This is a genomic window from Acidovorax sp. CCYZU-2555, assembly GCF_018413525.1.
Lineage (GTDB): Bacteria > Pseudomonadota > Gammaproteobacteria > Burkholderiales > Burkholderiaceae_C > Comamonas.
On the sequence record NZ_JAHCDD010000119.1, the window covers coordinates 1 to 12,414 of the forward strand.

Genomic DNA, 12,414 nt, shown 5'->3' on the forward strand with positions numbered 1-12,414 from the left:
AGGACGAAGTGCGCCAGCTCCAGCTGTTCGACGACGATCTCGTGGTCGTCGCGCCCGCGGACCACGCGTGTCGCTGGCGCGAAGCGCTCGCACTCAAGGATTTGCTGGAATGCCAATGGGTCACGCCGCTGCCGGGCACGCCCGCGGACCGGGCCATGGTGCGGCTGTTCCAGTCCCAGGGCCTGGCGCCGCCGCGCGGCAGCCTGCGCGCCAGCAGCCCGACCATGACGCTGGCCTGCGTGCTGCAGACCGGGCGCCTGGCGCTGGCTTCGCGCGGCCAGGCGCTGCAGGACAACCATGGCGGCCAGCTATGCATCCTGCCCGTGGCACTGCCCGCGACGCGTCGGCGCATAGGCCTGGCCATGCGCGCACAAAGCACGGCGTCACAGGATCTGGCGCTGTTCACGCAGGCTTGCGTGCAGGCCGCGAACGGCCTTGCGGCCTAAGGCTGCATCCAGTCGATCAACGCGCGCGAGACCTGTTCGGGCTGCTCCATGGTGCTCATATGGCCGCTGTCTTCGATGACCACGAGCTGAGAGCCCGGACACAGCTGCTGCATGCGCTCATGGCGCGACAGCGGGCTCCAGCTGTCCTGGCGGCCGCAGGCCAGCAGCAGCGGGCAATGCAGGTTTTGCAGCACGGGCGCCGCGTCGGGCCGGTTCAGCAGCGCCTCGATCTGCGCGGCGAACAGATCGGGCGTGAAGCGCGCCACCATGTCGAGCACTTCAGCGAACAGCGGCGTGTCGAGCTGGTCGGGGTGCACCATGCCGCGCGCCCACTGTTCGCCCATGGCGCGCATGCCGCTGTGGCGCGCCTTGTGCAGCAGCGCCAAGCGCTTGTCGCGCTCCTGCGTGCCGGCCTCGCCTGGGGCAATCGGCTCCATGCCGCTGTCCAGCAGGGCCAGGCGCTCGACGCGCTCGGGCGCCATGCGGGCGATGGCCAGCGCCACGCGCCCGCCCATCGAATGGCCGGCCAGCGAAAACCGCGGCGCGGCGACGCCGGCGAGCACGCCGCGCGCCATGTCGTCAATGGAAGCGGCCGCGCCATAGGACGGAACCACGCAGTCGGCAAAGTCCAGCGCCACGCGCTGTTCGCGCCAGACCGCGGCGTCGCACAGCAGTCCCGGCAGCAGGACCACGCAGGGCCGACTCATGGCGCGTCCTCCAGGATCAGATGGCCGACGGCGGTGTTCGACGCAGGCACATGGTAGAAGCGGTGGTGGACCCTTGGCCGCGGTGCCGGGCCGGCGATATCGGCCATGGCGCCGCGCGCGATCAGCCACATGACCAGCTCAATGCCTTCGGAGCCGGCCTCGCGCACATAGTCGATATGCGGCAGACGCGCCAGGCCCGTGGGGTTCTCGATCAGCAGATCGAGAAAGCGGTTGTCCCAGTCGCTGTTGATCAGGCCCGCGCGCGCGCCCTGCAGCTGGTGGCTCATGCCGCCCGTGCCCCAGATCTGCACATTGAGATCTTCATCGAAGCTTTCGACGGCCTTGCGTATCGCCCGGCCCAGATCGAAGCAGCGCTGGCCCGAAGGCACGGGGTATTGCACGACATTGACGGCCACGGGAATCACCGGGCAGGGCCAGCCCTGCGCCGGCGTGGGCTCGCCGCACATCAGCGACAGCGGCACGGTGAGTCCATGGTCCACATCCATCTTGTTGACGATGGTCAGATCGAAGTCCTGCTGTATCACCGACTGCGCGATATGGCTGGCCAATTCGGGGTGGCCCACGACCGTGGGTACGGGGCGCGGGCCCCAGCCTTCGTCGGCGGGCGCGAACGCCGCGGCCGTGCCTATGGCGAATGTCGGAATGAAGTCCAGGCTGAACGCGGTCGCATGGTCGTTGTAGACCAGGATGATGACGTCGGGCTTTTGTACCTTGAGCCACTGGCGCGAAGGCGCGAAGCCGTCGAACAGCGGCTGCCAGTAAGGCTCATGGGTCTTGCCCAGGTCGACGGCCGCGCCGATGGCGGGCACATGCGAGGTGTAGACGGAGGCGGTGATTCGGGCCATCAGATGCTCTTTTCCTGCACGCCCTGCTCGTGCAGGTAACGGTTGCCGATGATGGAGCGCCCGCCGCCCAGCATCATCAGCCGGTAGTCCTCCTCGTTCATGCCGCTCATGGTCGAGACCATGTTCTGCACGCTCACGCCGTCGGTGGCGCCTATCTTCACGAGAAAGTAGATGTTGCCGCCCAGCGCGATGCAGGCGTTGAGATCGCGTGCCAGCACCGCCTGCTTCTGCGCCTCGCTCATCGCCCAGGCGTCGAGATAGGCGCGCTCGTCGGCGCGAAAGCGCTCGCGGTTGCCGGCCTGCATCAGCGACATGCAGAACTGGTTGAGCCAGTAGCCCTTGCGCGACTGTTCGGCGTCGAAGACCGTGGTCCCCGGAACGTCGAGATAAGGTTTGTCCAATGCCATCGGTCTGCACTTTCCTGTTTAAAGATCGAGCACCAGGCGCGCGCAGCGTGCCCGTGAGCAGCAGGGCGTGAACTGGTCGTTGGCGGCCTGTTCCTCGGCCGTCAGATAGGCGTCGCGGTGATCGACTTCGCCCGACAGCACGCGCGTGAGGCAGGTGCCGCACACGCCCTGCTCGCACGAGACCATCACGTCGACGCCTGCGGCCAGCAGCGCTTGGGTCACGCTCTGATCGGGCGCGACTGCGACCACGCGGCCCGAACTCGCCAGCTGCACTTCGAAAGCGCCGTCGCCGTCACGCGGGCCCGCATCGGCCGCGGCGAAAAACTCCCAGTGCAGCCGGCTCTCGGCCCAGCCCTGCTGGCGCGCGCCAGCGAGCACCGCGTCCATGAAGCCCTGCGGGCCGCAGACGTAGAGATGGGTATCGGCCTGGGCCGCGGCGAGCACGGCGGCGATGTCCAGCCGCTGCGCGGCGTCGCCGTCGTCGAAATGCAGCTGCACCTGGTCGGCGAAGGCCGCGGCGGCAATGCGTGCGCGAAACGCCATGCGCTGCGCCGAGCGGCCGCTGTAGTGCATGCGAAAGCGCGCGCCCAGCACCGCCAGCCGTTCGGCCATGCACAGGATGGGGGTCACGCCTATGCCGCCGGCCAGCAGCAGATGCTGCGGCGCGTCGGCGGCCAGCGCGAAATGGTTGCGCGGCGCGCTGATGCGCAGCGCATCGCCTTCGGCCACGAGATCGTGCACCGCGGCCGAGCCGCCGCGCGATGCGGGGTCGCGCAGCACGGCGATCTGGTAGCGGTGGGTTTCGGCCGGGTCGTTGCACAGCGAGTACTGGCGCACGATGCCGCCGGGCAGATGCACATCGACATGCGAGCCCGCGGCGAAGGCCGGCAGCGGCGCGCCGCCTTCGGCCACCAGCTCCAGGCCGCAGATGCCTTCGGCCTCGAGCGTGCGCCGCGCGACGCGCACCCGCAGTTCGGCGCTGCCATCGGCCATCATGCGGCGGCCGCGCGCTCTTGCGCCAGCAGTCGGTCGATCACGCGGCGCGACTGCACGCCGCCGGCGTCGATGTTGAGCAGCAGCAGCTTGCGCTCGGGCCAGGCCGTGAGGTTGGCCTGCTGGCGTTCCAGCACTTCGGTGTCTTCGCCAAAGACCTTGCCCTGGCCTTCGAGGATGGACGCCGTGAGGGCCTGGTCCTGCGGCTTGAACTGCCGCGCCATGCCCCAGTAATAGTGGTGCGTGGTCTCGGTTTCAGGCGTGATGAAGTCGACGACGATGGACGACACCTTCTTGTCCGCGGGCGCGCCATGGCCGCCATGGCCGGCCAGCGCCACGCCGACTTCGATCATCACGTGGCTGGGCGGCTCGAAGTGGCAGATCTGCCAGCGGTCGACGGGCTGGTCGTCGGGCAGGCCGTTGCCGCGCAGCGCCATGCGCCAGAACGGCGGCGCCTCGGGCAGGCCTTCCATGAAACGGCTGGTGGTGACATGGTCGCCATCGACCTTGGTGATGCAGGGGGTCTCGTCGATTTCCTTCTGGCCAATGGACGTGGCGTGCACATAGGTTTCGTGCGTCAGGTCCATCAGGTTGTCGATCATCAGCAGGTGACCGGCCTTGATATGGTAGTAGCCGCCGCCGTAGGCCCACTCGGGGCTGTGGGCCCAGTGCAGTTCAGGAATCAGCGCCGCGTCGACCCGGGCCTGGTCGCCCGGCCAGACCCAGACGAAGCCGTGGCGCTCCTCGACCGCATAGCTGCGGATCGCGGGAAAGCCGCGCACGCGCTGGCCCGGCATGGCCACGGTCTTGCCGTCGCAGCCCATCTCCAGCCCGTGGTAGCCGCAGACCAGCTTGCCTTCGCAGACCGTGCCCAGCGACAGCGGCGCGCCGCGGTGCGGACAGAAATCTTCGACCGCGGCAATGCCTTGCGGGCCGCGGAAAAACGCCATGCGCTCGTTGCAGATGGTGCGGCCCAGGGGCTTGTCCTGAGGAATTTCGTCGGCCCTGCAGGCGACATACCAGGTGTTCAGCAAAAACATGATCGTATCGTGGGAAAGGTGAGAGAAATGCGCTTCAGTGCGCCGACGCGATGCGCGCGCCGGGCGACTGCACCTGGGCCGCGCCCATCGCCAGCAAGGCCAGCGCGGCGGCGATCAGCGGCAAGGCAAACACGTAGTACAGCGACGCCGGTGTCCAGCCGCCGTCGAGCAGCAGGCCGGCCATGAACGGCGCGACGATCGCGCCTATGCGGCCTATGCCGATTGCCCAGCCCATGCCGGTGGCGCGCACCGCGGCCGGATAAGTCGCGGGCACCAGGCCGTACAGGCCGGCCATCGAGGCGAACAGGAACACGCCCATGGCCACCGCCGTGCCGAACGCAAAGCCCAGGCTGGTGGAGGCGGCGCCGAACAAGGCGGTGAACAGCGCATAGAGCAGCATGCAGCCTATGACCAGGTGCTTGAGCCTGACCTTCAGGGCCAGCAAGCCGAACAGGCTGCCGCCGACGATGCCGCCGAGATTGAGCAGCACGCCGCCGGTCACGCCCTGCTGGGTCGACATGCCGGCCTGGACCAGCAGCTTGGGCGTCCAGCTCAGTGAAAAGTAGACGCTGAACATCAACAGGAAGAAACCGCCCCACAGGATCAGCGTGGGACGCGCCAGGCCGTTGCGGAACAAGGCCGCAACCGTGTTGCCTTCCATCGCCTGCCCGGCGCGCTGCACGGGCAGTTGCGCCAGCGTTGCATGGCCCATTTGCGCCATCAGCCGGTTGAGCTTTTCGAGCGCGCGCGCCGGACGGCGGCCCAGCAGGAAGTCGACCGATTCAGGCAGGCGCCACAGCACGACGGGAATCATCAGCGCCGTCGCCAGGCCGCCGAAGACGAACACCGAGCGCCAGCCATGGTGGCCCAGCAGCCAGGCGGCCATCAGCCCGCCCAGCGTCGCGCCTACGGGATAGCCCGTGGCCTGCAGCGCGATCGCCGTGCTGCGCCATTTCTGCGACGAGTATTCCGAGGTGATCACGCCCACGCTGGCCAGCATGCCGCCAATGCCCACGCCCGTGATGGCGCGCAGCACCGCCAGCTCGATGTGGCTGCGCGCCAGCGCCGACAGCAGCATGCCGACCGACACCACGACCAGGCACAGCAAGATGATGGGTTGGCGCCCGCGGCGGTCGGCCAGCGGCGCGACGAACAGCGAGCCAATGGCCATGCCGATCAGGCCGGCGCTGAACAGCACGCCCAGTTGCGCGCCGTTGAGCTGCCATTCGGCAGCGACGGCCGACGCCGTGAAAGCCATGACCAGGACGTCGAAGCCGTCCAGCATGATCAGCATCATGCAGATGGCGATGGCCAGCCACTGAAAGGACGTCATCGGGCCATCGTCCAGCGTTTTGCGAATGTCATTCATACAAGTCCTTGTGGGAACAGGTTGTCTCCATGTCCAGTCGTCGAGGCGGCGGCCGCGGTTCGAGACTGGCTCTTTGTGCGGAGCTATGCGCGCGTCCTTCACTCAGGACAGGACTGCGCGCCCGGCAAGCTCCTGTTCCAGAGTGTCGGCAACACAGGGAAAAAGCGCCAATGCAAAACGGAAAACGAGCTATGCGTTTTGGTGATGGTCATTGAACTTGCAAGCCCAGCGCCGGGACTCGCGCCGGGCGCGCGCCGGCGAGGCCTGGGCCGGGTCAAAGGGGCATTGCGGATAGCCCGGGGATTCACCCCGGTTCTCCGGGATAATCCTCGACAATTATTTGCATCGACATTTTGGAGCTTCCTTATGGAAATCAAGGTTAATTTTCTCGACAAGCTACGCCTTGAAGCCAAGTTCGATGATTTCACCGTCGTTGCCGATCAGCCCATCCGTTATAAAGGCGATGGCTCGGCACCCGGTCCTTTCGATTATTTTCTGGCCTCGTCGGCTTTGTGCGCGGCTTATTTCGTGAAGCTGTATTGCGTGACGCGCAATATCCCCACCGAGAATATCCGGCTGTCGCAGAACAATATCGTCGACCCTGAAAATCGCTACCAGCAGATATTCAAGATCCAGGTCGAATTGCCCGCCGACATATCCGCCAAGGACCGCCAGGGCATCCTGCGCTCCATCGAGCGCTGCACGGTGAAGAAGGTCGTGCAGGCCGGGCCCGAGTTTGTCATCGAGGAAGTGCAGAATCTCGATGCCGATGCGCAGGCGCTGTTGACCACGGACCGGCTTTCTGATGCACGCACCTTTATTCCTGGCAAGGATCTTCCGCTGGAAGAAACCATTGCCAATATGTCGGGCATTCTGGCCGGCCTCGGAATGAAGATCGAGATTGCATCGTGGCGCAATATCGTTCCCAATGTGTGGTCGCTGCACATCCGCGACGCGCACTCGCCCATGTGCTTCACCAATGGCAAGGGTTCGACCAAGGAAAGCGCGCTGGCATCGGCCCTGGGAGAATTCATCGAGCGCCTCAATTGCAACCATTTCTATGGCGGCCAATTCTGGGGTGAAGACATCGCCAATGCGGCCTTTGTGCATTACCCGGACGAACGCTGGTTCCAGCCCGGCCCCGGCGATGCGCTGCCCGCGGAAATTCTCGACGAATACTGCGTGGAGATTTACAACCCCGATGGCGAGCTGCGCGCCTCGCATCTGCACGACACCAACTCGGGCAATGTGCAGCGCGGCATTTGTTCCTTGCCGTATGTGCGCCGCTCCGATGGCGAGTCGGTGTACTTCCCGACCAACCTGATCGAGAACCTCTACGTCAGCAACGGCATGAGCGCCGGCAATACGCTGGCCGAGGCACAGGTGCAATGCCTGTCTGAAATCTTCGAGCGCGCGGTCAAGCGCGAGATCCTCAACGAGGAAATCGCCTTGCCGGACGTGCCGGAAGCGGTGCTGGCGAAGTACCCGGGCATCGTGGCCGGCATCAAGGGCCTGGAGGAACAGGGCTTTCCGGTGCTGGTGAAGGATGCGTCATTGGGCGGGCAGTATCCCGTGATGTGCGTCACCTTGATGAATCCGCGCACCGGCGGCGTATTCGCCTCGTTCGGCGCCCACCCCAGCTTCGAAGTGGCGCTGGAACGCAGCCTGACGGAGCTGCTGCAGGGCCGCAGCTTTGAAGGCCTCAACGATTTGCCGCGGCCCACGTTCAACAGCAACGCCGTGACCGAGCCGAACAATTTCGTCGAGCATTTCATCGACTCGAGCGGCATCGTGTCGTGGCGCTTCTTCAGTGCCAAGTCGGATTACGATTTTGTCGAGTGGGATTTCTCCGGCGCCGGCGAAAACTCCAATGCCGACGAGGCCGCGGCCCTGTTTGGCATTCTCGAGGAGATGGGCAACGAGTCGTATATGGCGGTATACGACCAGCTGGGCGCTACCGCCTGCCGCATCCTGGTTCCCGGCTATTCGGAGGTTTATCCCGTGGAAGACCTGGTCTGGGACAACACCAACAAGTCCCTGCTGTTCCGCGCCGATATCCTGAATCTGCACCGCCTGGACGATGCCGCCCTGCAAGCCTTGCTGGAGCGCCTGGAAAACAACGAACTCGATGACTACGGCGATATCGCCACCTTGATCGGCATCGAGTTCGATGAAAACACCGTCTGGGGCCAGCTGACCGTGATGGAGCTGAAACTGTTGATTCAGCTGGCGCTCAAGCAATGGGATGCGGCGCAGGAACTGGTCGAAGCTTTCCTGCAGTACAACGACAACACCGTCGAGCGCGGCCTGTTTTACCAGGCCTTGAATGTGGTGCTGGAAACGCTGCTGGACGACGAGCTGGAGCTGGACGATTACGTCGTCAACTTCCGCCGCATGTTCGGCAACGAGCGCATGGACGCGGTGCTGGGCTCGGTGGACGGCAGCGTGCGCTTCTTCGGCCTCACGCCCACGAGCATGCAGCTCGAAGGCCTCGACCGTCACCAGCGCTTGATGGACAGCTACAAGAAGATGCACACGGCGCGCGCCAAGGCGGCGGCCCGCCAGGCCTGACGGCCCGCAGCGCCTGTTTCAGCGTGGCGCCGCGCCCTGCGCGGCCGGCGCCATCGCCTTGAGCAGCACCGCGGCGTTGGCCTGCACCATGTCGATATAGGTAGGCGCCGGTCCGTCGGGCGCCGACAGCGCGTCGGAATGCAGCCGGCCGCCCAGCGTCGCGCCGGTTTCGCGCGCCAGTTGCTGCAGCAGCCGCGGATCGGAGATGTTCTCCAGGAACAGCGCGCCTATGCGCTCGTCGCGCACCTGTTTCACCAGCCGCGCCATGTCGCGCGCCGAAGGCTCGGACTCGGTCGACAGTCCGCGCACCGCGATGAAGCGCAGGCCATAGGCCTGGGCGAAATAGCCAAAGGCATCGTGGGTGGAGATCACGCTGCGGCGCTCGGCCGGCACGCCCGCGAACTGCGCGCGCAGCCGGGCATCGAGCGCGCCCAGGCGCGCGACATAGTCGGCGGCGCGCGCGCGGTAGTGGTCGGCGTTCGGCGCGTCGGCCAGCGCCAGTCCGCGCGCGATGTTCTGTACATAGACGATGGCATTGCGCACGTCCTGCCAGGCATGCGGGTCCTGCGTCCCGGCATGCGCATGCGCGTGTTTATGGCCGTGATCGCTGCCATGCGCCGACGCGGGCAGCGCGCGCGGCTGTATGCCTTGCGAGGCGACGATCTCCAGTCCCTTGAACGCCGCCGCACGCTTGAGGCGCGCCAGCCAGGGCTCGAAGCCCAGGCCGTTGCTCACCAGCACGCGCGCCTGCTGCAGCTGGCCTGCCTGCCGGGGCGTGGGCTCGAAGACATGGGCGTCGCCGTCGGCGCCGACCAGCGCCGTGACGTCCACCCGCTCGCCGCCGACCTGGCGCGTGAGGTCGGCAAGAATGGAAAAGCTGGCCACGACGGGCAAGCGGGCCGGCGCGGCGATCGCCGGAAGGGTGCCGGCCAGGGCCGCGCCCAGCAGGCCACGGCGCGAAAGCGAGAAGTTGTTCAAGAGGATGCTCCAGTTTTCAGCCCAACAGAATCTTTTGCGGCGCGCCGCCGGTGGGCGCGCACGCTGCCGTGCAGGCCCAGCGTCAACGACAGCGCATACAGCGCGCCCAGGCCCAGCGTGATGGCCGCCGAGGCGGCGATGCCCAGATGAAACGAGACCAGCAGGCCGATGACGCTGCCCAGCACCGCCACGCCCATGGCCAGCGCCATCTGCGCGCCCACGCCGCGCACCCAGAAGCGCGCCGCGGCCGCGGGCAGCACGACAAACGCCACTGCCATCAGCGTGCCCAGCGAATGAAAGCCGCCGACCAGGTTGAGCACCAGCAGCAGCATGAAGACCGCATGGGCCAGCTCGCCCTGGCGGCCCTGCATGCGCAGAAAGCCGGGATCGAAACATTCGACGATCAGCGGCCGGTAGATCAGCGCCAGGGCCAGCAGCGTCGCCGTGGCGATGGCCGCCGTGAGCAGCAAGGTGGGGTCGTCCAGGGCCAGCACCGAGCCGAACAGCACATGCAGCAGATCGACGTTGGAGCCGCGCAGCGAGATCAGCAGCACGCCCAGGGCCAGCGAGATCAGGTAGAAGCCGGCAAAGCTCGCGTCCTCGCGCAGCGCGGTATGCCGCGTGACCACGCCCGACAGCAGTGCCACCAGCACGCCGGCCAGCAGCCCGCCCAGCGTCATCGCGGTCAGCGACAGGCCGAAGAACAGATAGCCCAGCGCCGCGCCGGGCAGGATGGCGTGCGACATCGCGTCGCCCACCAGGCTCATGCGCCGCAGCAGCAAGATGGTGCCCAGCGGCGCGGCGCCGGCGCTGAGCGTGAGGCAACCGGCGAGCGCGCGCCGCATGAAGCCGTAGTCGGCGAACGGCTGCCAGATGTCGGCGATCATGCGCGCGCCCCTGCGTGTTCCAGCCCGGCGAGCACGGCGCAGGTCTCGCCCCAGGCCAGCACGCGGCCGTTAAGCGCCAGCGTCTGCGGAAAATGCGCGCGCACCATGGCGCGGTCATGCAGTACCGCGATCACGGTCTTGCCCTGCGCATGCCAGTCGTGCAGCAGGCGCAGCAGCACCGCGGTCGTGGGCTCGTCAACGCCCGCGAACGGTTCGTCGAGCACCACCACGCGCGGGTCCTGCACCAGCAGCCGCGCAAAGCGCATGCGCTGGAACTGCCCGCCCGACAGTTCGCCGATATGGTGGGCGCCCAGGCCTTGCAGGCCCACGGCCTCCATCGCCTGGGCCACGCGCTGGCCCAGCGACGGCGTCACCCGGCGCAGCCAGCCTATGTGCGGCCACAGGCCCACGGCGACGAAGTCTTCAACGCTGACCGGAAACTGCGGGTCCACTTCGCCGGCCTGCGACAGGTAGCCCAGCGCGGGCCGCGGATGGCGCGAAACGATGCTGCCGCGCAGCGGCCGCATCAGGCCCAGCAGCCCCTTGAGCAGCGACGACTTGCCGCTGCCGTTGGGCCCGATCACGGCCGTCAGCGAGCCCGGCGCGAACTGCCCGCTCACGCCCTGCAAGGCGATATGGGCGCCGTATCCCAGGCTCACGTTGTCCAGGACCAGGTCGGCCGGCAACAAGTTCGGATGCGATTGAGCAAACATCACACCGCTCCCATCGCCCAGGCCACGGCCAGCCACAGCAGCGCGGCAATGGCCGCCGCCACCAGGCAGCGCGCGCCCACCGACGCCTGCAGCACGCTGCGGCGCTCGCCTTCACTTTGCGATCGTGCCATCGTCGGGTACATAAATGATTTCTCCGTTTTCCAGCCGGTAGGCCGTGCCCACGCGCTGGCCCGCACGCGCGCTCGCGCCCTGCGCGCCCGCATCGCCCGCCACATAGCGCGACACCTTGCCGCTTTCGCGCGTGATGATTTCCATGTTCGCCTGGCCCGGGTTCTTCACCACGGTGAAGTCTTCACCCGTGAGCATGTCGGCCATGCGCAGGTTGGAGACCAGCGCGATCATCAGCGCCAGGGCGAACACCAGGGCCACGTCGAACAGGTTGATCAGAAAGCCCATGGGGTCCATGTCGTCGCCCTCGCCGGCGCGCAGCAGCGCGCGCCGCCTCATGGCGCGCTCGCGCGCAGGCGCGCGCTGACGAATTCCAGCAGCGACAGGTCGTCCAGCGCCCAGCGCTGCGAAGCCTGGTGCAGCAAGAAGCCCAGCGCGCCTATCACCAGGCCGACCACGGTGGTGGCAAACGCGACTTCCATCTTGCGCGCCAGCACCGCGATATCGCCACCGGCCAGCGCCACCAGCGCCGGGCCCAGCGGAATCAGCGTGCCCATCAGGCCCAGCAGCGGGCCGATGCGCGTCATGGTGCGAAACAGGGCCAGCCGGCGGTCGGCCGCGAGTTCGAAGGCCGTCACCACGCGCTCATGCCAGGCCGCATCGGCCGGCGCCTGGCCCAGCGCGGCCAGGGCCTGGCGCAGCGGATCGGCCTGGCGCGGCGCCGAGCGCGCCAGCTGATCGAGCAATTCATGCGCGGGCAGCGCGGCCAGCGCGTCGCCGGCGCGCGTGCGCCGCAGCCGGTCGCTCCAGCGGCCGTAGAAGTCGCCCAGCGCCAGAACGCCGCGCAGCAGAAGATAAAGAATGGCGACCACCACCGGCACTTGCAGCGCGGTCGAGATCCAGGAGAGGGTATGTACGAGAGATTCCATGGAGTTTTTCTTGCAGTTGATTCAACGCCGGCGCTGCAGCAGCCAGCCGCAGGCGACCAGCGCAGCTACCGACGCCGCCAGCAGGGCCAGGCGCTCGCCCCATAGCGGCACGGGATCGATGGCGGCCGCGAATGCCGGCCGCGCAAGCCACAGCCCGGCCGCGGCCTGGGCGCCGTGCAGGCCCACGCGCAATGCGCAGCGCAGGCCGCGCTCTGGCAAGACCAGGCGCGCCAGCGCGACGAACGCCGCCAGCAGCGCGGCCAGGCCCGCGGCGCTGAGCCAGGCCAGCGTGGCGTAGTCCCAGCCGTCGACGCTCAGCATCACGGCCACCTGGGCGAAGAACAGCGTCAGCAGCGCCGAAGGCGGCACCCACCAGCCT

Annotated in this window: 15 protein-coding genes; 2 read left to right on the forward strand and 13 right to left on the reverse strand. The window is 67.3% G+C overall.

The features are described from left to right. Positions 1-446, forward strand: a 446-nt coding sequence (locus KHY18_RS25700) for a LysR substrate-binding domain-containing protein (protein WP_249729387.1), incomplete at its 5' end; no start/stop codon positions are given. Here the strand turns inward: KHY18_RS25700 and KHY18_RS25705 are convergent. From KHY18_RS25705 to KHY18_RS25730, 6 genes are read right to left on the reverse strand one after another with little or no spacing between them, the layout of a single operon-like run. Next, the gene (locus KHY18_RS25705) at positions 443-1,153 is read right to left on the reverse strand and encodes an alpha/beta fold hydrolase (protein ID WP_213306900.1); all 711 of its coding nucleotides are present in this window, start codon (positions 1,151-1,153) and stop codon (positions 443-445) included. The two genes, KHY18_RS25700 and KHY18_RS25705, sit on opposite strands and share 4 nt — an antisense overlap. Next, positions 1,150-2,019 carry a class III extradiol dioxygenase subunit beta gene (locus tag KHY18_RS25710; protein WP_213306903.1) on the reverse strand — a complete coding sequence of 290 codons (870 nt, stop codon included), beginning with the start codon at positions 2,017-2,019 and terminating at the stop codon, positions 1,150-1,152. The genes KHY18_RS25705 and KHY18_RS25710 overlap by 4 nt, the downstream gene beginning before the upstream one ends. Continuing rightward, positions 2,019-2,426, reverse strand: a complete 408-nt coding sequence (gene ligA / locus KHY18_RS25715) for a protocatechuate 4,5-dioxygenase subunit alpha (RefSeq protein WP_213306906.1) — start codon at positions 2,424-2,426, stop codon at positions 2,019-2,021. The genes KHY18_RS25710 and ligA overlap by 1 nt, the downstream gene beginning before the upstream one ends. An 18-nt stretch (positions 2,427-2,444) precedes the next feature. Next, entirely contained in the window at positions 2,445-3,422 is a 978-nt protein-coding gene (locus tag KHY18_RS25720; protein ID WP_502769413.1) for a PDR/VanB family oxidoreductase, read from the reverse strand. Beyond that, positions 3,419-4,459 carry a Rieske 2Fe-2S domain-containing protein gene (locus KHY18_RS25725; protein WP_213306909.1) on the reverse strand — a complete coding sequence of 347 codons (1,041 nt, stop codon included), beginning with the start codon at positions 4,457-4,459 and terminating at the stop codon, positions 3,419-3,421. Before KHY18_RS25725 ends, KHY18_RS25720 begins: the two co-directional genes overlap by 4 nt. A gap of 34 nt (positions 4,460-4,493) precedes the next feature. After that, positions 4,494-5,828, reverse strand: a complete 1,335-nt coding sequence (locus KHY18_RS25730; protein ID WP_213306912.1) for an MFS transporter — start codon at positions 5,826-5,828, stop codon at positions 4,494-4,496. Positions 5,829-6,194: 366 nt separating this feature from the next. Between KHY18_RS25730 and KHY18_RS25735 the strand changes: the two genes are divergently transcribed. Continuing rightward, the gene (locus KHY18_RS25735; protein ID WP_213306915.1) at positions 6,195-8,399 is read left to right on the forward strand and encodes an OsmC domain/YcaO domain-containing protein; all 2,205 of its coding nucleotides are present in this window, start codon (positions 6,195-6,197) and stop codon (positions 8,397-8,399) included. Between the two features lie 18 nt (positions 8,400-8,417). On the opposite strand, the gene KHY18_RS25740 is transcribed toward KHY18_RS25735, so the two are convergent. The 7 genes from KHY18_RS25740 to KHY18_RS25765 form a co-directional block, all read right to left on the reverse strand. Continuing rightward, on the reverse strand, positions 8,418-9,377 hold the full coding sequence (locus KHY18_RS25740; protein ID WP_213306918.1) for a metal ABC transporter solute-binding protein, Zn/Mn family: 960 nt from the start codon (positions 9,375-9,377) through the stop codon (positions 8,418-8,420). Continuing rightward, entirely contained in the window at positions 9,374-10,264 is an 891-nt protein-coding gene (locus KHY18_RS25745; protein WP_213306920.1) for a metal ABC transporter permease, read from the reverse strand. The genes KHY18_RS25740 and KHY18_RS25745 overlap by 4 nt, the downstream gene beginning before the upstream one ends. Beyond that, positions 10,261-10,977 (reverse strand): metal ABC transporter ATP-binding protein, encoded by a 717-nt coding sequence (locus KHY18_RS25750; protein WP_213306924.1) that lies wholly within the window; start codon positions 10,975-10,977, stop codon positions 10,261-10,263. The genes KHY18_RS25745 and KHY18_RS25750 overlap by 4 nt, the downstream gene beginning before the upstream one ends. Continuing rightward, positions 10,977-11,108 carry a hypothetical protein gene (locus KHY18_RS27320; RefSeq protein ID WP_283771371.1) on the reverse strand — a complete coding sequence of 44 codons (132 nt, stop codon included), beginning with the start codon at positions 11,106-11,108 and terminating at the stop codon, positions 10,977-10,979. The genes KHY18_RS25750 and KHY18_RS27320 overlap by 1 nt, the downstream gene beginning before the upstream one ends. Next, positions 11,089-11,445 (reverse strand): DUF2149 domain-containing protein, encoded by a 357-nt coding sequence (locus tag KHY18_RS25755; RefSeq protein ID WP_213306927.1) that lies wholly within the window; start codon positions 11,443-11,445, stop codon positions 11,089-11,091. The genes KHY18_RS27320 and KHY18_RS25755 overlap by 20 nt, the downstream gene beginning before the upstream one ends. Continuing rightward, the gene (locus tag KHY18_RS25760; protein ID WP_213306930.1) at positions 11,442-12,035 is read right to left on the reverse strand and encodes a MotA/TolQ/ExbB proton channel family protein; all 594 of its coding nucleotides are present in this window, start codon (positions 12,033-12,035) and stop codon (positions 11,442-11,444) included. The genes KHY18_RS25755 and KHY18_RS25760 overlap by 4 nt, the downstream gene beginning before the upstream one ends. Before the next feature lie 21 nt (positions 12,036-12,056). After that, on the reverse strand, positions 12,057-12,414 hold a 358-nt coding region (locus KHY18_RS25765; protein ID WP_213306933.1), incomplete at its 5' end, for a hypothetical protein.